Source organism: Caulobacter sp. Root1455 (genome assembly GCF_001426905.1).
Taxonomy (GTDB): domain Bacteria; phylum Pseudomonadota; class Alphaproteobacteria; order Caulobacterales; family Caulobacteraceae; genus Caulobacter.
In genome coordinates this window covers 106,560-126,578 of the sequence record NZ_LMFQ01000012.1, presented here as the reverse complement: position 1 = coordinate 126,578, position 20,019 = coordinate 106,560, and the positions used below count along the sequence as shown (strand labels likewise).

The following is a 20,019-nucleotide window of genomic DNA, read 5'->3' as shown; positions in this document are numbered from 1 at the left end:
GGCGCGACGCGAATCTAGGAAGGCGGCGGCGTCGAGGCCCCGGAGGGTTTGCCGCTGTCGAGCGTGCGGATATAGGCCGACAGGGCGCTGATTTCCGGGGAGGTCAGCATCTTGGGCCGCATCTGGTAGTGACCGACCTGCGAAATGGTCTCCAGCTCCCAGTCCAGCCGGTAGTTGCGATAGCGTTCGGCGACGCTCGCGAAAGAGGGCGCGCCGGTGGCCGGAGAACCGCCGCCGGCCCCCACCGCGTGGCAGGACGAGCATTCGCTGACGGCGAGCGCGCGCCCCGTTTCGACAAGGGGGATCTCGGGCCCAGGATGCATAGGCTCCAGGGCGGCGCAGCCCGCCGCGACGCCGGAGACCACCACCGCGAGGCCCCAAAGGATCCGGCCGGGCCGCGCAACGCCAGCGAGCGGGCTCATAGCGTCGCCAGGGTTTGGGGCCAGAGCGCGCGCAGGGGCAGAGGCAGCTGCCGCAGCACCTTGACCAGCAGGTCGGGGTCCATTCGCGTCGAAAGGCCTCGAAGGACGCCGCGCGCCAGGCTCTCGGTCTCGATCGGGTAGTCGGGCGGCAGGGCGGCCTCGATCCGGGCCAGGAACGCATCGACGTCCCGCTCCTGGGTCGGCGTCTGGCTGGGCCGCCAACCTTCCGTGAAGACGCCTCGCAGCAGCATCGGCAGCTGGGCGGCGAAGTTCATCGCGGAGTCTGGGGCCAGCCGATCACGCAGCACGTGCAGCGTCGCGCGGGCCCCGAGATAGGCCTGGTGGCGATCACAGGGACCAAGCTCGCTGGCGATGTCTTTCAACCAGGCGTTGGTCTCCTGGATGGTGGTGTCGAAAACCGGAAGACTGCTGGACATGGGACCCTCCAGGATCATGCGCCCAGCCTGTCCGATCGGGAGCCATGCCGTGTTGACGAGGATCAATCCTGTCGCTCGCCATGCGGACAATTCCGCTTTCCGACGCCTGCCCACCGCGCGCGAGGGCCGCATCCTCGCTCTTCGCCAGACCAGGTCGACAGGGGCCCCGTCTCGACAGGTCGGTCGCGCGACGGTAGTTTCCAGCCAAGGTTCGGCAAAGCCGGGTTTGGGCGGGGGATCGCTTGTTTGGTAAGACTGTCGCGACGGCCATCGTCGCCTTGATTTGCGTCGCCGGTCCCGCCGCCGCCCAGGAGCAGACCCCGGAGAACGCCCAGAAGTTCGTCGCCCAGATCGCCGGCCTGGGTCAGCTCGTCTACGCCTGGCGCTCCACAGGCAGCGGGGGGTTCGAGCAAGGCGTCTATCGGGATGAGACGGGAAACCAGCGCTATTTCGACAAGGCGGTCGCGCCGCTCTGGGATGTGAGCGCGACAGGCTCGTGCCTGACCAAATTCCACTATCAACGCACGACCTATGGCCGGACGGTCGGCACGGCGGACGCCGACGGGACGATCATCTGGCGGAATGTCGCCGCGGTGAAGGCCGAGAACGCCTACGTCTATGTCGACGAGAGCGCGGGGGGCTACCAGCTCTTCCACCGCTTCACCCTGCCGAACGCGGCCCTGGCCACGCGCATCGCCTACGCCATGGAGTTCCTGCGGGTGTCGTGCGACGCCACCCAGGGCACGGGTTTCTAATCCTGAGGAAGATCTAATGCTTGCCCGCACGGCCGCTACGGTCGCCACCGCCCTCTTCGCGTTCGCAGCGCCCGCCGCCGCCCAGGAGCAGACCCCCGAGAACGCCCAGAAGTTCATCGCTCAGATCGCCGGGCTGGGACAGATCAACTATACTGACCGGAGCGGCAGCCAAACCTTCACTCAGGGCTCTTACCAAGACAACTCCGGCAGCCAGACCGTCGTTCGCTACTACGACAAGGCCGTCGCGCCGATCTGGGACGTCACCTCGCCGTCGCGCTGCGAAACCCAGTTCAAGCGCAAGCTGGTCTGGTCGCGGGGCGGCGAAATCGTGACCTCCAATGAGAACGGCTACATGAACTGGAAAAGAGTCATGTCGGTCACGGTCTCCGGCGCCAACATCGTGGTGGCCGACGCGACCCAGTGGAGCGACTACTTCCACCGCTTCAGCCTGCCCACCGAGGACATGGCCAAGCGGGTGGCCTACGCCATGGAGTTCCTGCGGGTGTCGTGCGACGCCACCCAGGGCACGGGCTTTTAGCCTACTGAGCCGCGCCGCCCACGCAGGCCTCGACCGTCTTGCCGGTCTTCCGTTTGCCGACGCACTGCCAGCCGAAGTCGTTGCCGGAACACCGGGCGTCATAGACGCCGGGGTTGGACGACAGCGAGGCCATGGCCAGCGCTTGCGTCGGCTGCCGCAGGCCGGTGACCTGCACGATCTCCTCGGACGAGCGGCGGTTGGGGCAGAACTTGTCGTCGGGCTTCGGTGTCGAGGCCTGCGCCAGGCCGCCCGGCGGCTTGGGCATGGCGGCCTGGGCGGCCTGGCGCATCTCGTACAGCCGTCGCGCGTCGGCCTCCTGGGCCGGCGACAGGTTCATCGACTTCATGATGGCCTTGATGTCGGCCTCGCGCTTGAGGCGCGCGGCCTCCGCCGCCCTGGCCTGGGCCTCTTGCCGGGCTTGCCGGTCCTTGGCCCTTTGCTCGTATCGGGCCCGCTCGGCGGGGTCCTTGCACAGGTAGGGCTGGTCGACGCCGCAGGTCGGACCGACGATGACGTATTCGTCGCGCGCCTGGGCGCTCACGGTCGGCAGGGCCAGCAGCGCGCCCGCGACGAGGGCGATCGATACGGCGATGGTCTTGGGCATGCGGCTTCCGTCGAATTGGTCGGCGACAATCATAGCGCCGCCGTGGCCGAGGAAAAGATCACGCGTCGCCGCGGCTGCGGACGATGGCCCCCGGTCCTCCACAATCACGTTCACATGACGCGGCTGGACCAGCCTTCGTTGGCCTCGCGGCCCGGGCGGGCGTAGCCTGGCGCGGTCGAACGCGCGGAGGACGTGATGGGCGACAAAAGCTCCCTGGCCGCCCTGGGGTTTCGGCCGTCCGCGCTGGGCATGGCCCTGGGCCTCGACGCCGCCGACCTGGACACGCGCCTGCGCGCTCTGGGCGCGACGCTCGGCCCGCCGTGGAACGAGGATTACCGGCTGGCGGCCCAGGCGGCGTGGCTGTGTCTGTAAGCAAGGTCAGGTGGCTCACCCACTTGCCCCCACCTGGCGGCTGCGCCGCCTGTCCGCCCCCACAGGGGGCGGAGGACGCGCGTTTCGCGACGGCTCCTCTTCCCCCTGTGGGGGAAGACGACCGCGCAGCGGTCCGCAGGGGGCAAGTGGTCGCCGCTTGAACCTCGCCGCCAATCCAGTTCACATGCGCTGACACGCTGACCCGGGGACCTGCCGTTGACCGAAGCTCTGATCGTTCGCGGCCTCGACAAGACTTTCACCAAGCCGGCGGTCATGGACCTGGACCTCACCGTCCACGCCGGCGAGCTGTACGCCCTGCTGGGGCCGAACGGCGCGGGCAAGACCACCACCCTGCGGATGGTCGCCGGCCTGACCAAGCCCGACAAGGGCGAGATCAGCGTCTTCGGAATCGACGCGCGGGCCGATCCGGCCGCCGCCAAGGCGATCACCGCCTGGGCCCCGGACGAGGCCATGGTCTACGACCGGCTGACCCCGCTGGAGTATCTGGAATTCGTCGCCGGCCTCTGGAACGTCGAGCCCAAGGCCGCCAAGGCTCGGGCCGAGGACCTGCTGGCCAAGCTGGGCCTGGCCGCCGAGGCCCGCACGCGCTGCGAGGGCTTCTCGCGCGGCATGAAACAGAAGGTGGCCCTGGCCGGGGCCCTGATCCACGACCCCCGACTGCTGATCCTCGACGAGCCCCTGACCGGCCTGGACGCCGCCGCCGCCCGCCTGGTCAAGGACATGCTGCAGGAGCGGGTCGACGCCGGCGGGACGGTGATCCTGACCACCCACATCCTGGAAGTGGCCGAGCGGATGGCCGACCGCATCGGCATCATCGCCGGCGGCCGCCTGCTGGCCGAGGGCACGCTGGACGCCCTGCGCGCCCAGACGCGCAAAGGAGGGGCGGGCGAAGGCAAGGACGGCTCCAGCCTGGAGGACGTCTTCCTGCAGCTGACCGCCGCCGACGCCAACGGAGGCGCGGCGTGACCCTGACCGCGCCGGGCTCCATCCTCTGGCTGCTGGCCCACGAAATGCGGATCTACTGGCGCAACTTCCGCGCCGGCCGGGCCGGCAAGGGCGCGCGGGGGCTGATCAGCCTGGTCGTCGTCGCGACGATGCTGGTGGGCGGCGGCGTCCTGGCGGCGCTGGGCCTGCACGCGGTCGAGGTTCCGATCAACCCGATCTCGATCAGCCTGGCGGCCCTGGTCAGCGCCGTGGTCTTCACCCTGATGCTGTCCCAGACCCTGAGCGCCTCGAGCGAGGCCCTGTACGACCGGGGCGACCTGGACCTGCTGTTCTCGTCGCCGATCGGACCGGCCAAGGTGTTGTTCGTGCGCTCGCTGGGCGTGGCGGGCGGGGTGCTGACCATCTTCGCGCTGATCCTCACGCCCCTGCTGCTGCCGTCGGTGATCTGGGGCCATCCGGGCTGGATCGGGGTGTTCGGGGTGCTGGGCGCCCTGGCCCTGGCCTCGACCGCCGTCGGCCTGCTGCTGGCGATGGCCCTGTTCGCCCTGATCGGCCCGCGCCGCACCCGCACGGTGGCCCAGGTGATGGCCGCCCTGGTCGGCGCGGCCTTCTTCCTGGTCAGCCAGACCCGCACCATCCTGGGCGTGCAGAAGAGCAACAGCCTGTTCGCCGAGATCACCCGCCAGGCCCAGGAGGGGCGGCTGCATCCAGCGCCGATCGTCGGCCTGCCGCTGCGGGCCATGCTGGGAGAGCCCTTGCCGCTGCTGGCCCTGCTGGCCGGATCGGCGGCGTTGTTCGCCCTGGCCGCCCTGACCTTGGGCCGGCGGTTCTCGGACGCGGCGGCCGCCACCCAGGGCAAGACCGGGGCGCGTCCGGCCAAGGCGACCCGCGGCGACGCCCGGCGCGCCTTCGCCTCCGGGCCGTTCCTGGCCACCCTGCGCAAGGAGCTGCTGCTGATCGGCCGCGACGCGGCCCTGCTGTCGCAGGTGCTGCTGCGGGTGCTGTACCTGATCCCCACCGCCCTGCTGCTCAGCCGCAACGCCGGCCACGGCACGGGCGCGGCCCTGGCGGGCGGCGCCGGGGTGGTGGCGTTCCTGGCCGGACAGGTGGCCGGCAGCCTGGCCTGGATCACCCTGTCGGCCGAGGAGGCGCCCGATCTGCTGGCGGTGTCGCCGGCCAGGATCCGCACCCTGCGCCGCGCCAAGCTTACCGCCGCGCTCGTCCCGGTGGCGCTGCTCCTGGTCCTGCCGATCGCCGCCCTGACCTGGTTCCTGCCGGCCGTCGGCGCCTGGACGGCCCTGGGCGCGGCCCTGGCGGCGTGGAGCAGCGGCCTGATCAACATCTGGCACCAGCGGCCGGGCAAGCGGTCGGACTTCAAGCGGCGCGGCGGCGCCTCGTGGATGGCCACGATCGCCGAAATGCTGGTCTCGGCCCTGGTGGCCGGGGCGACGGGCCTCGCCGTGGCCGGCTTGTGGCCGTGGGCGCTGATTCCCCTGGGCCTGGCGGGCGCGTCCCTGCTGAGCCTGCGGCGCAGCGACGCCCAGATCGCCCGCAACCTTCGAACACGGTAAAGCTAAGATTAGGGTTTTACCTGATTGCGCGGCATTCCGACGCATCTAGGCTCTGAAACCACGTCGGGGGACGTTGAGTCGAGTCGGAGTACCTCATGCCCGCCGTGCACGCCACGTTCCGATCCCAGAGCCACCGAGGACACCGTCAGGAGTCCAAGGCTCTGGTCGTCGCGATCAGCGTGCTGCAACTGGCCGTGATCGTCCTCGTCTGGCTGCTGGCCCTGGTTCCGGTGGCCCTGATGGCTCTGGGCGCCATGGTGATCCAGGCCCTGAAACCCGCCGCCGCGAAGACCCCGGCGCCGGTGGATTCCTGAACCGGGCTAAGCCCTCAATCCCCCAATCTCCAATTCCGTTGTCATCCCGGAAGCCTCGCAGAGGCTGTCCGGCCGATGCGTTGCGGTTCCCCTGGGTCCCGGACAGCGCTACGCGCTTCCGGGATGACAACCTTTGAGGGGCGTGCGCCCACTACCCGTCCAGCGCCGCCTCGATCCGGCAGACCACCCCCTCCGGCCTGAAGTCGATGTGCGCCTCGCCCGACAGCTCCGAGGCCAGGCCGCGCTCGATCAGCCGCGAACCGAAGCCGCGTCGGGTGGGCGGCGACACCGGCGGGCCGCCGCTCTCGGTCCAGGTCAACGCCAGACGGGGATGGACGGGGCCCGGAACCACGGTCCAGGCGATCCGCACCTGGCCCTTTTGCGTCGACAGCGCCCCGTACTTGACCGCGTTGGTCGCCAGCTCGTGCAGGGCCATCGACAACGACAGGGCCATGCGCGGCGACAGTCGTACCGATCCGCCCTCGGTCGTGAAACGCCCCGGCCCGCCGTGCAGGTCCTCCAGCCGGCCCAGCAGGTCCAGCAGGTCCGCCCCCTCCCAGTTCTCGCGGGTCAGCAGGTCGTGGGCCTCGGCCAGGGCGACGATGCGGGCCGAGAAGGCCTCCTGGGCCTGGGGCAGCGAGCGGGCGGCGTGGAAGGTCTGGGCGGCGATGGCCTGGATCGTGGCCAGCGAGTTCTTGACCCGATGATTCAGCTCGTTGACCAGCAGCCGCAGGTGCAGTTCGGCCCGCTTGCGGTCGGTGATGTCGACGGTGGCGCCGACCACGCGCGTCGGCTTGCCGGCCTCGTCGAAGAAGCCCCGCCCCTTGGCCGAAATCCAGCGCTCCTGGCGGTCGTCGCGGCCGATCGTGCGATATTCGACGTCGATATAGGCGCGGCGGACCGGATCCATCGCCCCCAGCAAGGCCTTGCGCGTGGGCTCGCGGTCTTCGGGGTGCATGGCGGCGAAGAAGTCGTCCAGACCGGCGTCCGCGCCCGGCGTCATGCCGAACATGTCGTAGCCGCGTTCGGACCAGCGCAGCTGGCGCTTGCGGACGTCGTAGTCCCAGGTGCCGACATTGCCGGCGTCCAGGGCCAGGGCCATGGTGGCCTCGCGCAGCACCTGGTCGGCTTCGGCCTCCTTGCGCTCGGTGACGTCGGAGACCACGCCGACGAAGCGTATGCAGCGGTCGTCGTCGAAGAAGGCCTGGCCGAAGGTCTCGAGCCAGCGCAGCGCGCCGTCGCCGTCGCGCCGGATGCGGTATTCGCGGTTGATCGTGTTGTCGTTCGCCGGGTCCATGGCGGCCCGGATGGCGTCCATCAGCGACGGCAGGTCGTCGGGGTGGACCAGGCGCTCGAGGATGTCGAGCGGGTTCTCGATCATGTTGTCCGGCAGGCCGTAGATCTCGCGGCAGCGCTTGTCCCAAAGGCGTTCGCCGGTCTGCGGATTGTGATCCCAGCGGCCCAGGCCGGCGGCGTCGACGGCGATGCGCAGGTCCGCCTGGGCGGCCTCCAGGGCCTGTTCGATGCGCTTGCGCTCGGTGATGTCGACCATCACCCCGCGATGGCGGACGGCCCAACCCTGGGCGTTCCGCTCGACCCGGCCGCGGGTCTGCACCCATCGAATCGAGCCGTCGGCCTGGATCAGCCGGTACTCCTCGTCGAAATCGCCGGTGGTCTTCAGGTCGGCGCGGCCGGACTTGAGCAGCCGCGCGAAGTCGTCTGGATGCACGGCCTTCCTATAGTCCGCGAACGGAAGCCCGCCGGCCGCTCTCTCCGGATCGACACTGTGGAACACCGCATAGCGCGGATCGGCATAGATCCTGTCGCCGACGATGTCCCAGTCCCAGGTGCCCACGCCGCTGGCCGCCTGCAGCGCCAGTTCGTAACGCTCCTCGCTGGAGCGCAGGGCCTGCTCGGCCTGCACCCTTCGCGTGACGTCGTTCAAGGCGATCAGCACGCCGCCCACCCCGGACGGCGCGGCGGCGTCGGGCATCGGGCTCAGGCGGATGGTGAAATAGCCGTCGGTGACCGAGCCGTCCGGGTGGATCGTGGTCAGGAACAGGTCCTCGATGACCGTGCCGCCGCTGACTCCCGTCAGGATGGCCCGTTCAGGCCCTTCGGCGTCGGCGGCGGAGGTCGGCGGCGCCTCGACGAAGCTCTTGCCCAGCACGCGCGGATGGCGCTCGCCGAGCATGGGCGCATAGGCGTCGTTGTAGATCAGCACCAGCTCGGAGCCCCAGCGCAGGGCGCTGGGAAACCGGCTGGCGACAATCATGTCGACAGCGAAATTCAGGCTGGGCGACCAGGTCTCGCGCAGTCCGAGCGGCGTCGCCGCCCAGTCGTACGCCTCGATCCGCGCGCGCATGTCGCCGGGCGCGAACGTCTCAAGGGCGAGCCCCTGATCACGGGTGTCCACCATGCCCGTGTTCCTTCCCGGCCGTGGTTAACGGCCAAGATGCAGCAGACCTCATGGCAGGCGGGGTTTCAAGCCGCGGCGCTGAAAGCTGGGATTTTCAGCCAACGAAAAACGGGCCGTTCCCGCCTCCGAGGGCAAAAACGGCCGATAGTTCATCCAGTTGCGGTCGGCTAACCGACACTCGCGACCGGCCGCCCCTCGCTGCGCCAGGCCACCCAGGCCGCGCCGAGCAGCACGACGGCGGCGATCGCGCCCGAAATCCGCAGACCGCCGGCGATCCGCTCGGGGCCGCCGGCCGCCAGGGCGCCCATCACCGCCACACCCGCCGCGCCCGCCGCCTGGCGGCAGGCGTTCAGCACGCCGGACGCCGTGCCCGAGAAGTGACGGTCGACGCTGGCCAACAGGGCGCTGGTCATCGCCGGCACGGCCGTGCCCATTCCGCCGGGGATCAGCAGGAAGCCGGGAATCATCGCCCAGAAGGGGCTGTGCGCCGACAGCCGGCTGGTCAGGGCGTAGCCGACCGCCGCCGCCAACACCCCGCCGGCCATGGTCCGCGCCGAGCCGAAGCGATGGGCGATCCGCCCGCTCAGCAGGTTGGAGACGATGAAGGTCGCCGTCAGCGGCAGAAAGGCCAGGCCGGCCTGCACCACGCTGTAGCCCGCCGACCGCTGCAGGAAGAGGCCCAGCACGAAGATCACGCCGTAATAGGTGAAGTTGACGCTGACCCCGATGACCACCGCCGACCACACCCTGCGGCTCTTGAACACGTCCAAAGGTACGGCTGGATGCGCGCTGCGCATCTCGACCGCCAGGAAGGCCGCCGCCGCCGCGAAGCCGCCGACGAGCGCGCCTAGCACCAGCGGATCGCTCCAGCCCCGGTGACCGCCCTCGATCACCGCCCCGACCAGACCGGCCAGGGCGAGGAAGCCCAGGAGCTGACCGGGAAGGTCCAGCGGCCGCTTCTCTCGCGGCGCGGCCTCGGGCACGAAGGCCAGGGTCAGGGCCGCGCCCAGTAGGCAGAGCGGCACATTGACCAGGAACACCCAGCGCCAGCCCAGGGCGCCGATCAGCAGGCCGCCGATCACCGGTCCGGCGGCGATCGACACCCCGCCGGCCGCCGTCCACCAGCCCACGGCCCAGGCCCGCGCCTTGTCGTCGCCGGCCGCGGCGTGGGTGATCAGGGCCAGGGACGGCGGCACCAGCAGGGCGGCGGCCGCGCCCTGGACGGCGCGCGACAGGATCAGCTGCAAGGCGTCGCGCGCCAGGCCGCAGGCCGCCGACGAGATCGCGAACAGCACCAAGCCCGTCAGAAAGGCTCGCCGCGGTCCGAAACGGTCGCCCAGCGCCCCGGCCGACAGCAACAGCGCCGCCAGCAGCAGGGTGTAGGCGTCGACCACCCATTGCAGGCTGGCGGTCGGCGCTCCGAACTCGCGGCCTATGGCGTCCAGGGCCACATTGACGATGGTCACGTCCAGCTGGACGATCGTGAAGCCGAAGCTGGCGGCCGCCAGGATCAGCGGCAGGCCGGCGGGGCGGGCGGTGGTCGCGACTCGGACATTGGTCATGGCCCGATCTTCGCCGAGGACGCGGCCGGATGTTACACGCGAGGGTGAAGCATCCGGCGCGATCCTCCCCTATATTTCCCAGCATGGAAGCCAACATCGCCTCCCCCGCCGCCCTGATCGGCGATCCCAGCCGGGCGGCCATGCTGCAGGCCCTGCAGGACGGCCGGGCCCATCCGGCCGGCGCCCTGGCCTGGGCCGCCGGACTTACCGCCCAGGCCGCCAGCAACCACCTGGCCAAGCTTGTCGACGGCGGGCTGGTCAGCGTCGAGCGCGAGGGCCGCCACCGCTACTACCGCCTGGCCAACGCCGAGGTCGCCCACGTGCTGGAGACCCTGGCCCTGCTGGCCGCCCCGATCCGTTCGCTGGAGCAGCCCCGGTCGCCCCTGGCCCGCGCCCTTCGCGACGGTCGCTGCTGCTACGGCCATCTGGCCGGCCGGCTGGGCATCGCCGTGACCGACGCCCTGGCGGCGCGCGGCTTGATCTGCCCGGTCGACGGCAAGCTCTACGACGTCCCGCCGGCCGGCCGCGCGTGGTTCGAGGACCTGGGCCTGGATCTCGACGCCCTGCGCTCCAAGCGCGGCGCCCGCCAGTGCCTGGACTGGACCGAGCGCCGCCACCACCTGGCCGGCCCGCTGGGCGTGACCCTGCTGAGCCGCATGGTCGCCCTGGGCTGGATCGAAACCGTCGCCGGCAGCCGCGCGGCCAGGCTGACCCCGCTGGGCCGCGACGAGCTGCGCCGGCGGCTGGGGGTGGATCTGGAGACGATCGAGGGACGGGCGGCGGCGTAAAAATCTCCCCCAATCCCTCCCCCTTGCGGGGGGAAGGCGCCTAAGAGTTGGGCGCGAACATGATTGTCGCTCAATCCCGGAAGATGAACCGCGCCGAGACACATCTCAGCGTTGATGTTGCGTCATCCCCGGAGCGCCGCCATGCCCGACTTCAAGCTCGCCCTCGCCCCCAGTCAGCTGACCCAGACGATCAATCCGTGGTCCTGGACCTTCGGCAACGCCAGCCTGTTCACCATCAACCTGGGAACCTCCGGCGCGCCTGGCGTCGAGACCCGCGTGCTCGGCGAGGTCGGCAGCTACGGCCGCCAACTGGGCCGGATCGGCGAGGCCCTGGCCGCCGTCGTCGCCTGGGCCGAAAGCCAGGGCATGCCCGACACCCAGGCCATCCAGGACCTGCGGCTGCAACTGGAGCACATCGACATCATCCGTCGCGAGGAAGGGCTGGGCGCCGCCCTGCCCGCCGCGACCAAGGCGGCGGTGCAGGCCTAGGCGGCCTCCACCCCGAACTGCAGCCGGGCCAACTTCGCATACAGCCCGCCCTGGGCCGAAAGCTCGGCGTGGGTGCCTTGCTCGACCACCCGGCCGTCCTCCATGACCACGATGCGGTCGGCCTTGAGCACGGTGGCCAGGCGGTGGGCGATGACCAGGGTGGTGCGCTGGCTCATGGCGTCGTGCAGGGCCTTCTGGACCAGGCGCTCGTTCTCGGCGTCCAGCGCGCTGGTGGCCTCGTCGAGCAGCAGGATCGGCGCGTTGCGCACCAGGGCCCGGGCGATGGCCAGGCGCTGGCGCTGACCGCCGGACAGGGTCTTGGCCCGCTCGCCGACCGGGGTGTCGAAGCCCTGCGGCAGGGCGTTGATGAAAGGCGTGGCCTGGGCCGCGTCGGCGGCGGCGCGGGCCTGCGCCTCGGTGGCGTCCTCGCGGCCGAAGCGGATGTTGTCCAGGGCCGAGCCGGAGAACAGCGGCGAGTCCTGGGCGACCAGGGCCATGCGGTCGCGAACCTGGGCGGGATCGGCCGCCCGCAGGTCGACGCCGTCCAGCCGCACCACGCCCGTCTGCGGGTCGTAGAAGCGCAGCAGCAGCCGCAGGACGGTGCTCTTGCCCGCCCCCGAGGGTCCGACCAGGGCCACGGTCTCGCCGGGCTTCACCACCAGGTCGAAGCCCTTCAGGGCCGGCAGGTCCGGGCGGCCGGGATAGGCGAAGGTCACGCCCTCGAAGGCGATCGCGCCCCGGGCCGGGACCGGCAGGGTCTGGGGTTTCGCGGGCGCGGCGATGCCGGGCTCGGAATTGAGCAGGTCGGAGATCCGCTCCATGGCGCCGGCCGCCTTCTGGACGTCGCCCCAGACCTCGCCCAGGGCGCCGACCGAGCCGGCGGCGAAGATCGCCAGCAGGGCGAACTGGGCCAGGGTGCCGGCCGTCATCTCGCCCGACAGCACCAGGTGGGCGCCGACCCACAGCAGCAGGGTGACCCCGCCGAACGCCAGGGCCATGACCACCGCGGTCATGGCCGCCCGGGCGTTGATGCGCTTGACCGAGGCCTTGTAGGCCATCTCGACGGCGCCGCCGAACCGGTTGTCGGCCGCGCTCTCGCGACCGAAGGCCTGGACGGTGTCCAGGGCGTCCAGACTCTCGCCGGCGTAGCCGACCGCGTCGGCGAACTTGTCCTGGGCGCTGACCGACAGCTTTCGCACGTTGCGGCCCAGCAGGAAGATCGGCGCCAGGATCACCGGCACCATCAGCACGATGAAGCCCGCCAGCTTGGGACTGACCACGGCCATGTAGCCCAGTCCGCCGATCAGGCTGAGGGTGTTGCGCAGGGCGACCGAGACGCTGGTTCCCACCAGTTGCTCGATGATGGTGATGTCGGTCGTCATCCGCGACAGCACCTCGCCGGTGCGGGTCTTGAGGAAGAAGGCCGGGTCCAGCTTCAGGGTGTGGCCATACAGCGCACGCCGCAGGTCGGCGACCACGCGCTCGCCCAGACGGGTGACGAAGAAGAACCGCAGGGCGGTGGCCACGGCCAGCAGCAGCGCCACCGCCGCCAGGCCGATGAAGGCGCTGTTGACCGCATCGCTCGAACCCTTGGTGAAGCCCTTGTCGATGACGCCCTTGAACGCCCCCGTCAGGCCCAGGGTGGCGCCGGTCGAGAACAGCAGGAAGAAGCCGGCGGCCAGGGCGTCGCCCACGTGGCGGCGCACGAAGGGCAGCAGATGGGCCAGCGGACGGATGTCCTTGCGGCGAGGACGGCGATCGGCCGCCTCGGCCAGGGTCTGGACCAGCTCCGCGCCCGCGCCCGGCCTGCCCTCGGCCGAAATCTCGCCCGCGTTCACGTCACTCATCAACTGTCCCTTGCCAAATTCGCGCGCTTTCTTTATAGCCGCGCGTCTCCGAGAGCCACCCGCAAGGTTTGGCGCCCGCCCACATTACACGCCGCCTCAAGTCGGTTGGATCGCCCGATGAAACAAGACATTCACCCCGACTACCACTTCATCACCGTCACCATGACCGACGGCACGTCCTATCAGACCCGTTCGACCTACGGGAAAGAAGGCGCGACCCTGGCGCTGGACATCGATCCGCGCGTGCACCCGGCCTGGACCGGCGGCAACGCCCAGATGATGGACCGCGGCGGCCGCGTTTCGCGCTTCAACGCGAAGTTCGCCGGCTTCACCGCCAAGAAATAAGCGTTTCACGCTTCTCGCCGTATGGGCGACGAAAGGCCGGCTCCGCGTTCGCGGGCCGGCCTTTTCTGTTTCTGGAGCTCCTCCGCCCCCTATGGGGGCGGACAGGCGACGAAGTCGCCAGGTGGGCAAGTGGGAAGCGGCAAGGCGGACAGAGGTTAGCGACAGCGCGGCTAACACTTGCCCCCTACGGACCGCTTCGCGGTCGTCTTCCCCCAGAGGGGGAAGAGGCGCCTAAGCCGCGCCGAACGCCGCGCTGAGTCGATCAAAGTGGGCCTGCACCGGGCGCGGGGCTTCCTCGTCGGCGGCGGCCTCGACGTACATGCGCTTGTCCAGGTGGCGGACGCGCTCATAGAGCCGTTCGGAACGCTGCAGCAGATTGACCAGGCCGAAGGGCAGGTCCTCGACGGGAGCGGGCTCGCCGCTCTCCAGGCCGAGGCGATAGTTCTCGGCGCAGGCGGCCTGGGCCTCCATCTCGCCTTCCTTGACCGCGCGCTGGACCAGCAGCCACGAGGCCACCTGCATCAGGCGCGTGGTCAGGCGCATGCTTTCGCTGGCGTAGGCCAGGGCGGCGTTGCGCGAGAGAATCTTGCTGTCGTGGCGGCCCGCCCCGTCGAGATAGGCGGCGGTCTCCTCGACCAGCGTCATGCCCTCCTCGAACGTCCGGTCAAACAGCTCGGAGCGAGCGAAATCCTGGATCACGCCAGCACGCCAGGGGGGCGCGGCCACGTTCAACTCGGTCATAGCTACTCAATGCCCCTTCGAAAGGCCGCGAGACCGTCTCGCCAGACAGGGGGACTGCAACCCCCGTGCCAGACGTCGTCGTCCCGTTTCGCGACCGCCCCTCCCCCAAGTTCGACCGAAGGCCGATATTCCGAGTCAGGCGGGCCCGAGAGTCCGCCTGTAGCGTAAACCGATCGTTAGTCCAGGCGACCAAAGATCGCATTGGCCGCGTCGCGTCCCGCCTTTTTCTTGGTGAGCTGGGCGCGGGTGCGGGCGATCTCCGCTTCCAGCGCCTCGATGCGTTCTTCCAGCTCGGCCACCCCGTAGGTGTCCAGATCCTCATGTGTGGTGGCGTTCAGCGCGTCGCCGCGGAAAGCGCGCGGCTCGACCGGCTCTTCCATCATCGGATCGGTCTCCTTTGCTCGACCCCTTTTCGATCCGGCATCTGACGCCTACCAAGGGCCCGACGCAAGCCTCACGGGATGTTCCACCATGTCCGAGACCATGACCGCCATCGCCATCGAGGGCGGCAAGGGGACGGCCGACGCGCTCCCTCCGGTGATCGTGGACCGCCCCGAGCCGGGCCCCGGCCAGATCCTGATCCGCGTGCGGGCGGCCGGCGTGAACCGTCCGGACCTGTTGCAGCGCCTGGGCTTCTACCCGCCCCCGCCCGGCGCGCCGACCACCCTGGGGCTGGAGGTCGCAGGCGAGGTCGTGGTCGGATCTGGACGCTGGAAGGCCGGCGACAAGGTCTGCGCCCTGCTGGGCGGCGGCGGCTACGCCCAATACGCCGTGGTCGACGCCCGCCACGCCCTGCCGATTCCAGACGGTTTCGACTTCGCCCATGCCGCGGCCCTGCCCGAGACCGTGTTCACGGTGTTCGCCAATGTGTTCGAACATGGCGCGCTCAAGCTTGGTGAAACGCTTCTGATTCATGGTGGGACGTCCGGTATCGGGACAACGGCGATCGCCATGGCCAAGGCGCACGGCGCGCGAGTGATCGCCACAGGCCGCGGGGCCGACAAGAAGGCCCAGGCCCTGGCCCTGGGCGCCGACATCACCGTCGACGCCAAGACCGAGGACTTCGCCGCCGTCGCCAAGGCGGCCGGCGGGGTCGACGTGGTGCTCGACATGGTCGGGGCCAGCTATTTCGACAAGAACCTCGACGCCCTGAACACCGGCGGCCGCATCGTCTACATCGCCGCCCTGGCCGGGCCGATACTGGAGGTTCCGGTGATGAAGATCATGCAGAAGCGCGCGGTGATCACCGGCTCGACCCTGCGCCCCCGTTCGGCCGACGAGAAGGCCCGCCTGGCCGCCGAGATCGAGCGCGTGGTCTGGCCGTGGATCGCCGCGGGCAAGCTCAAGCCAGTGATCGACGCCACTTTCCCCCTGGAGGAAGCCGCCAAGGCCCACGCCCACCTGGAGGCGGGCGAGCACGTGGGCAAGGTGGTGTTGCTGGCCTGATCGCGAGAACCCGCGCGGGACCGACGGCGTTGGTCCCGCATGCGCCATCCTCGTCCCCGCATCGGCTGTTCCGGCTGGACCTATGACGACTGGAAGGGACCGTTCTATCCCGAGACGGTCAAGCTGAAGGACCGGCTGCGCTATTACGCCAGCCGGTTCGACACGACCGAGATCAACGGCAGCTTCTATCGCCTGCCCACCGAGAAGGCCGTCGCCGCCTGGGCCGAACAGGTTCCCGCCGGCTTCTGCTTCGCCTGGAAGGTCTCGCGCTACATCACCCACAATAAGAAGCTGAAGGATTGCCGCGACAGCGTCGATCTGGTGTTCGGCCGGATGAAGCCGCTGGGCGACAAGGCCGGTCCCGCCCTGGTGCAATTGCCGCCGATGCTTCACCGCGCCGACGAGCGGCTGAAGCGGTTCCTCGGATGGCTGCCAAAAGGCCAACGCGTCACCGTCGAATTCCGCCACGCCAGTTGGTACGAGGACGCGGTCTTCGACATCCTGCGCGACCACGGCGTCGCCTTCTGCGTCTCCGACCACCACGACGCCCCCTCGCCCTGGCTGACCACCGCCGACTTCGCCTATGTGCGCGGCCACGGCCCGGGCGGGCGCTATCACGGACGGTATTCCGACGCCGAGCTGAAGGCCTGGGCCAAGCAGGTCGACGGCTGGCGCGCCGAGGGCAGGACGGTGTTCAACTATTTCGACAACGACGTGAAGAGCGCCGCGCCGGCCGACGCCGACAAGCTGATTTCGCTCGTTGATTGAAAGCTTCGCCGGCCGCGCGCACCGGCTTGGCGCGCGACAACCCTGGGTTAGGATCGCGCATCGAACCCCGGGGGACCTCCATGAGCCTGAATGGAAGCCTGAAAGGACTGCGCCTGATCCTCGCCAATCCGCATCACGTGGAGCTCGGCGTGCTGGCGGTGATCTTCCTGATCGCGATGATCTGGATCGAGCTGCGCAAATCCGAGCCCTGGATCGAGTGGCTGGCCTGGTCGGTGCTCGTGCCGCCCTTCATGCTGTACATGTTCGACATGCGCGGCGAAGGGCTGGACACCTCGCCGATCGCGCTGGGCGTCGCCCTGCTCACCGGGGTGGGCGGCGGCGGGCTGGTCGCGCTGCGCGGCGCGGCCCGACGCCGGCGCCTCGACGGCCTTCGGGAAATCCCCGCGCCAAACCGCCACATGCCGCTGAATCTGGGGAATGGTTGATCCCCGTTCCCTTTCTTCGAGAACCGCATTATAGGTCCAGACTGAACATCCCGCCCGGCCGCAAGGTCGGGCGCCGTCATTTCTGGAGCCCCTCATGGCCGACATCCTGATGCCCAAGGCGACCGCCGTCTGGCTCGTGGAAAACACGTCGCTCACCTTTGAACAGATCGCCGACTTCTGCGGTCTGCACCCGCTGGAAGTCAGCGGCATCGCCGACGGCGAAGTGGCGCGCGACATCCGCGGCGCCGATCCGATGGGCAACGGCCAGCTGACCCGCGAAGAACTGGACAAGGCCCAGGCCAACGACGCCTACCGCATGAAGGCCCAGGTCAGCCGCCACGCCGAGCTGCTGAAGCCGCAGAAGAAGGCCCCGCGCTACACCCCCGTGTCGCGCCGCCAGGATCGCCCGGACGCCATCGCCTGGTTCCTGCGCCACCACCCCGAGGTGACCGACGCGCAGATCTCCAAGCTCCTGGGCACCACCAAGTCGACCATCGAGCAGGTCCGCGCCCGCACCCACTGGAACGCGGCCAACATCAAGCCGGTCGATCCGGTGACCCTGGGCCTGGTCGGCCAGCTGGAACTGGACGCCTTGGTCAAGAAGGCCGCCGAGAAGAAGGCCAAGGACGACCTGAAGAAGGGCATCCTGCCGGAAGACCCGACCCTGCGTCCGGCCTCGGAAACCAGCATCCTGCCGGACGACCACGACGAGGAAGAGGCCGCGATCCGCAAGGGCCGCATCGAGCCCAAGGCCGAGGACGTGTTCGGCAAGTCGACCTATGTGGCCGACGACGAAGAAGACGACGAGGACTGATCAGCGATCGGGGACAGACGCATGCGCCTGTCCCCGTCCGAATCAAAAGGCCCGCCCCGTCTGAACGGAGCGGGCCTTTCTGTTTTCGGCCTCCTCGATCCGTCACCGCCGTCTCACGACGCGGGACTTTGGAGGGGGCTAATGAAGTCGCGCCCTAAGGCCTTCGATTTCCTCCTTGAGCCTGAGCTTCTGCCGCTTCAACTCCCTGAGCAGGGTGGTGTCACTGACGGGACGACGGGTCTCCTCCTGGATCGTGCGGTCGAGGTTCTCGTGACGGGACCCAAGCTCGCGGATACGGGATTCGATGGCCATGGCTGTCGGCTCCTTGCTGGTGGAAGGTCGAAGTCAACACCCGCTGTTCGAAGCTGTCAGATCACATATGATTGCAGTCGGCGGCGCTTGACCTGGCGCAGCTTGCTCCCAAGACGGACGAAAATTCACCATGTCGGACCCGCTGGCCTCGCCGGAAAAGCCTCGTCTTGTCGTCGGAATCTCTGGCGCGTCAGGGGTTGTCTACGGCCTGCGGGCGCTGGACGCCTGTCGTGCACTGGGCGTCGAAAGCCATCTGGTCCTGTCGAAATCCGCCATCCTGACCCTATCGCAGGAGACCGGATTTTCCGTCGGGGAGGTCAATGAGAAGGCGGACGTCGTCCATCGCGTGGGCGACATCGGGGCGGCGATCGCCTCAGGGTCGTATCGCACGCTGGGCATGATCGTCGCGCCCTGCTCGGTGCGCACCATGAGCGAAATCGCCACGGGCGTAACGGCTTCGCTGCTGACCCGCGCCGCGGACGTGACGCTGAAGGAGCGCCGCCCGCTGGTGCTGATGGTCCGCGAGACGCCGCTGCACCTGGGCCATCTGCGCACCCTGACCAAGCTGGCCGAAATGGGCGCGGTGATCGCTCCGCCGCTTCCCGCGTTCTATGCCAAGCCGCAGTCGATCGCCGAGATGGTCGACCAGTCGGTGGGCCGCGCGTTCGACCTGTTCGGCCTGTCCTGGCGGCCGGTCAAACGCTGGGGCGAGGACCTGGCGACGATCACTGGTGAAGCCTGAAAAGGCCGAGGGGTTAACGAAGATGCGGCTTTGGCAGTGGGCCCTGGAGGTCTATGCGCGACCGTCTGTCGCACAGGCGTGCCTGTCGCTGCAGGACGGACACGGCCAGAACGTGCCCTATCTGCTGTGGGCCGCCTGGCGGGCCAGCGAGGGCCGCGCCGCCGACGTCCTGGAAGCCGCCCGGCTGGTCAAGCGCTGGGACGCCGAGGTCGGCTCGCCCTTGCGGGCCATCCGCCGGACGGTCAAGCCGGCCTGGCCGGGGATCGAGGACGGCGCGCGCGAGGATTTCCGCAACGCCGTGAAGGGGGTCGAGCTGCACGGCGAGAAGGTGCTGATGGAAAGCCTGGAGGCCCTCAGCGGCGAACCGGGCGCGAAGCTGGACGTGTTCGACGCCCTGCTGGAGGCCGCCCGGGCGTCCGGCGATCCGCCGCGCGAGACCGCTCTGCGCGCCCTTTCCGACGCCCTTTCGTGATACCCTTTACCCACTGTCAGGCTTTGCTATCTATCACCGCCCCCATGGGGATCATCGGGGCACGACAGCAGGGGCGTCCATGAACGACGACGACGCTTCAGACGACAGCGACATCGCCCTCGAGCGGCGCCTGGCGACATTGCGCGAGGAACACCAGGACCTCGGCGACGCGGTCGCGGCCCTTGAGGAACGCCCCCTGCCCGACATGCTGCAGATCGCCCGCCTCAAGCGCCGCAAGCTGGCCCTGAAGGACGAGATCGTGCGGCTCGAAGATCAGCTGATGCCGGACATCATCGCGTAGGCGGCTGGACCGCGACCGTCACCGTCGCCTCGTGCCCCACCGGGAAGTTCAGCGAGTTGGCCACGAAACACTTGGCGTTGGCCTCGTGGTGCAGGGCCATGGCCTTGGCCGGGTCGGAGCCGGCCGCGATCGTCACGTGGGGCCGCAGGGTGGCGCTCTCGAAGCGGCCGCCGCCGGTCTCGTCCTCGACCATCACCGCGTTGGCTTCGTCGCGATAGGCGATGACGACCACGCCGTTCACCGCGCACAGGTGCAGGTACCACAGCTGGTGGCACGAACTGATCGAGGCCAGCAGCAGCTCCTCGGGGTTCCAGCGGGCCGGATCGCCCCGGAAACTGGGATCGGACGAGCCGAGCAGCACCGGCTTGCCCTCCGCGGCGATCTCGTAGGCGCGCTCATAGGACCGGTAGTTGGCCGTGCCCTCGCCGATGTCGCCCGTCCAGGTCAGGGTCGTGGCGTAGCGGTGCGACTTGGACATGAGCGAGCCTCCTGATCGACGGGAAGGCCAGATATAGTCAGGCTCGGCGAACGAAACAGCGTCGTCCGGC

Annotated in this window: 26 protein-coding genes; 16 read left to right on the top strand and 10 right to left on the bottom strand. The window is 69.5% G+C overall.

What is annotated here, in order from left to right:
* Window positions 1-14 precede the first annotated feature (14 nt).
* Together ASD21_RS08030 and ASD21_RS08025 are read right to left on the bottom strand one after the other, a co-directional pair.
* Complete coding sequence (locus tag ASD21_RS08030) at window positions 15-422, bottom strand: c-type cytochrome (protein WP_056439248.1); 408 nt, start codon at window positions 420-422, stop codon at window positions 15-17.
* Window positions 419-859 carry a DUF2267 domain-containing protein gene (locus tag ASD21_RS08025; protein ID WP_056439733.1) on the bottom strand — a complete coding sequence of 147 codons (441 nt, stop codon included), beginning with the start codon at window positions 857-859 and terminating at the stop codon, window positions 419-421. The genes ASD21_RS08030 and ASD21_RS08025 overlap by 4 nt, the downstream gene beginning before the upstream one ends.
* Before the next feature lie 242 nt (window positions 860-1,101).
* Between ASD21_RS08025 and ASD21_RS08020 the strand changes: the two genes are divergently transcribed.
* Both ASD21_RS08020 and ASD21_RS08015 read left to right on the top strand, forming a co-directional pair.
* Window positions 1,102-1,614, top strand: coding sequence for a hypothetical protein (locus ASD21_RS08020; RefSeq protein WP_156398314.1), 513 nt, complete (start codon window positions 1,102-1,104; stop codon window positions 1,612-1,614).
* Between the two features lie 16 nt (window positions 1,615-1,630).
* Window positions 1,631-2,152 (top strand): hypothetical protein, encoded by a 522-nt coding sequence (locus ASD21_RS08015; RefSeq protein WP_056439242.1) that lies wholly within the window; start codon window positions 1,631-1,633, stop codon window positions 2,150-2,152.
* Between the two features lies 1 nt (window position 2,153).
* Here ASD21_RS08015 and ASD21_RS08010 read toward each other — a convergent pair whose 3' ends face one another.
* Window positions 2,154-2,756, bottom strand: a complete 603-nt coding sequence (locus ASD21_RS08010; protein WP_156390744.1) for a hypothetical protein — start codon at window positions 2,754-2,756, stop codon at window positions 2,154-2,156.
* A gap of 195 nt (window positions 2,757-2,951) precedes the next feature.
* On the opposite strand from ASD21_RS08010, the gene ASD21_RS23855 reads away from it, so the two are divergent.
* The 4 genes from ASD21_RS23855 (at window position 2,952) to ASD21_RS07995 (ending at window position 5,979) form a co-directional block, all read left to right on the top strand.
* Complete coding sequence (locus ASD21_RS23855; RefSeq protein ID WP_156390743.1) at window positions 2,952-3,128, top strand: hypothetical protein; 177 nt, start codon at window positions 2,952-2,954, stop codon at window positions 3,126-3,128.
* 273 nt (window positions 3,129-3,401) lie between these two features.
* On the top strand, window positions 3,402-4,115 hold the full coding sequence (locus ASD21_RS08005; protein ID WP_235523871.1) for an ABC transporter ATP-binding protein: 714 nt from the start codon (window positions 3,402-3,404) through the stop codon (window positions 4,113-4,115).
* Entirely contained in the window at window positions 4,112-5,665 is a 1,554-nt protein-coding gene (locus tag ASD21_RS08000) for a hypothetical protein (protein ID WP_056439235.1), read from the top strand. Before ASD21_RS08005 ends, ASD21_RS08000 begins: the two co-directional genes overlap by 4 nt.
* A 95-nt stretch (window positions 5,666-5,760) precedes the next feature.
* Entirely contained in the window at window positions 5,761-5,979 is a 219-nt protein-coding gene (locus ASD21_RS07995; protein WP_056439232.1) for a hypothetical protein, read from the top strand.
* 151 nt (window positions 5,980-6,130) lie between these two features.
* Here ASD21_RS07995 and ASD21_RS07990 read toward each other — a convergent pair whose 3' ends face one another.
* Window positions 6,131-8,398 carry a PAS domain-containing sensor histidine kinase gene (locus ASD21_RS07990; protein WP_056439227.1) on the bottom strand — a complete coding sequence of 756 codons (2,268 nt, stop codon included), beginning with the start codon at window positions 8,396-8,398 and terminating at the stop codon, window positions 6,131-6,133.
* A 167-nt stretch (window positions 8,399-8,565) separates the two neighbouring features.
* Window positions 8,566-9,960, bottom strand: coding sequence for an MFS transporter (locus ASD21_RS07985; RefSeq protein ID WP_056439224.1), 1,395 nt, complete (start codon window positions 9,958-9,960; stop codon window positions 8,566-8,568).
* Between the two features lie 83 nt (window positions 9,961-10,043).
* On the opposite strand from ASD21_RS07985, the gene ASD21_RS07980 reads away from it, so the two are divergent.
* Together ASD21_RS07980 and ASD21_RS07975 are read left to right on the top strand one after the other, a co-directional pair.
* The gene (locus ASD21_RS07980; protein WP_056439221.1) at window positions 10,044-10,748 is read left to right on the top strand and encodes an ArsR/SmtB family transcription factor; all 705 of its coding nucleotides are present in this window, start codon (window positions 10,044-10,046) and stop codon (window positions 10,746-10,748) included.
* 141 nt (window positions 10,749-10,889) lie between these two features.
* On the top strand, window positions 10,890-11,237 hold the full coding sequence (locus tag ASD21_RS07975; protein WP_056439217.1) for a hypothetical protein: 348 nt from the start codon (window positions 10,890-10,892) through the stop codon (window positions 11,235-11,237).
* Here the strand turns inward: ASD21_RS07975 and ASD21_RS07970 are convergent.
* A complete protein-coding gene (locus ASD21_RS07970) occupies window positions 11,234-13,087 on the bottom strand; it encodes an ABC transporter transmembrane domain-containing protein (RefSeq protein ID WP_162250219.1) in 1,854 nt (617 codons plus the stop codon). The two genes, ASD21_RS07975 and ASD21_RS07970, sit on opposite strands and share 4 nt — an antisense overlap.
* Window positions 13,088-13,201: 114 nt before the next feature.
* Between ASD21_RS07970 and rpmE the strand changes: the two genes are divergently transcribed.
* Window positions 13,202-13,429: a 50S ribosomal protein L31 gene (gene rpmE / locus ASD21_RS07965; protein WP_056439210.1), complete on the top strand. Its 228-nt coding sequence runs from the start codon at window positions 13,202-13,204 to the stop codon at window positions 13,427-13,429.
* A gap of 231 nt (window positions 13,430-13,660) precedes the next feature.
* On the opposite strand, the gene rcdA is transcribed toward rpmE, so the two are convergent.
* Window positions 13,661-14,170, bottom strand: a complete 510-nt coding sequence (gene rcdA / locus ASD21_RS07960; RefSeq protein WP_056439207.1) for a protease adaptor protein RcdA — start codon at window positions 14,168-14,170, stop codon at window positions 13,661-13,663.
* A gap of 176 nt (window positions 14,171-14,346) precedes the next feature.
* Window positions 14,347-14,553 (bottom strand): DUF1192 domain-containing protein, encoded by a 207-nt coding sequence (locus ASD21_RS07955; RefSeq protein WP_056439204.1) that lies wholly within the window; start codon window positions 14,551-14,553, stop codon window positions 14,347-14,349.
* 88 nt (window positions 14,554-14,641) lie between these two features.
* Here ASD21_RS07955 and ASD21_RS07950 point away from each other — a divergent pair, with 88 nt between their 5' ends.
* The 4 genes from ASD21_RS07950 to ASD21_RS07935 all read left to right on the top strand — a co-directional run bounded on the left by ASD21_RS07950 (window position 14,642) and on the right by ASD21_RS07935 (window position 17,644).
* A complete protein-coding gene (locus tag ASD21_RS07950; protein ID WP_056439201.1) occupies window positions 14,642-15,616 on the top strand; it encodes an NAD(P)H-quinone oxidoreductase in 975 nt (324 codons plus the stop codon).
* Between the two features lie 39 nt (window positions 15,617-15,655).
* Window positions 15,656-16,384, top strand: a complete 729-nt coding sequence (locus tag ASD21_RS07945; protein ID WP_056439198.1) for a DUF72 domain-containing protein — start codon at window positions 15,656-15,658, stop codon at window positions 16,382-16,384.
* An 80-nt stretch (window positions 16,385-16,464) separates the two neighbouring features.
* Complete coding sequence (locus ASD21_RS07940) at window positions 16,465-16,830, top strand: hypothetical protein (protein WP_056439195.1); 366 nt, start codon at window positions 16,465-16,467, stop codon at window positions 16,828-16,830.
* 94 nt (window positions 16,831-16,924) lie between these two features.
* Window positions 16,925-17,644, top strand: a complete 720-nt coding sequence (locus ASD21_RS07935; protein WP_056439192.1) for a DUF1013 domain-containing protein — start codon at window positions 16,925-16,927, stop codon at window positions 17,642-17,644.
* A gap of 138 nt (window positions 17,645-17,782) precedes the next feature.
* Here ASD21_RS07935 and ASD21_RS07930 read toward each other — a convergent pair whose 3' ends face one another.
* On the bottom strand, window positions 17,783-17,956 hold the full coding sequence (locus tag ASD21_RS07930; protein ID WP_035072566.1) for a YdcH family protein: 174 nt from the start codon (window positions 17,954-17,956) through the stop codon (window positions 17,783-17,785).
* A 130-nt stretch (window positions 17,957-18,086) separates the two neighbouring features.
* Here ASD21_RS07930 and ASD21_RS07925 point away from each other — a divergent pair, with 130 nt between their 5' ends.
* The 3 genes from ASD21_RS07925 to ASD21_RS07915 all read left to right on the top strand — a co-directional run bounded on the left by ASD21_RS07925 (window position 18,087) and on the right by ASD21_RS07915 (window position 19,471).
* Complete coding sequence (locus ASD21_RS07925; RefSeq protein ID WP_056439189.1) at window positions 18,087-18,698, top strand: UbiX family flavin prenyltransferase; 612 nt, start codon at window positions 18,087-18,089, stop codon at window positions 18,696-18,698.
* Between the two features lie 22 nt (window positions 18,699-18,720).
* Window positions 18,721-19,170, top strand: a complete 450-nt coding sequence (locus ASD21_RS07920; RefSeq protein WP_056439186.1) for a TIGR02444 family protein — start codon at window positions 18,721-18,723, stop codon at window positions 19,168-19,170.
* Window positions 19,171-19,249: 79 nt separating this feature from the next.
* Entirely contained in the window at window positions 19,250-19,471 is a 222-nt protein-coding gene (locus tag ASD21_RS07915; protein ID WP_056439183.1) for a YdcH family protein, read from the top strand.
* Here ASD21_RS07915 and ASD21_RS07910 read toward each other — a convergent pair.
* A complete protein-coding gene (locus ASD21_RS07910) occupies window positions 19,461-19,949 on the bottom strand; it encodes an OsmC family protein (protein ID WP_056439180.1) in 489 nt (162 codons plus the stop codon). The two genes, ASD21_RS07915 and ASD21_RS07910, sit on opposite strands and share 11 nt — an antisense overlap.
* Between the last annotated feature and the right edge of the window lie 70 nt (window positions 19,950-20,019).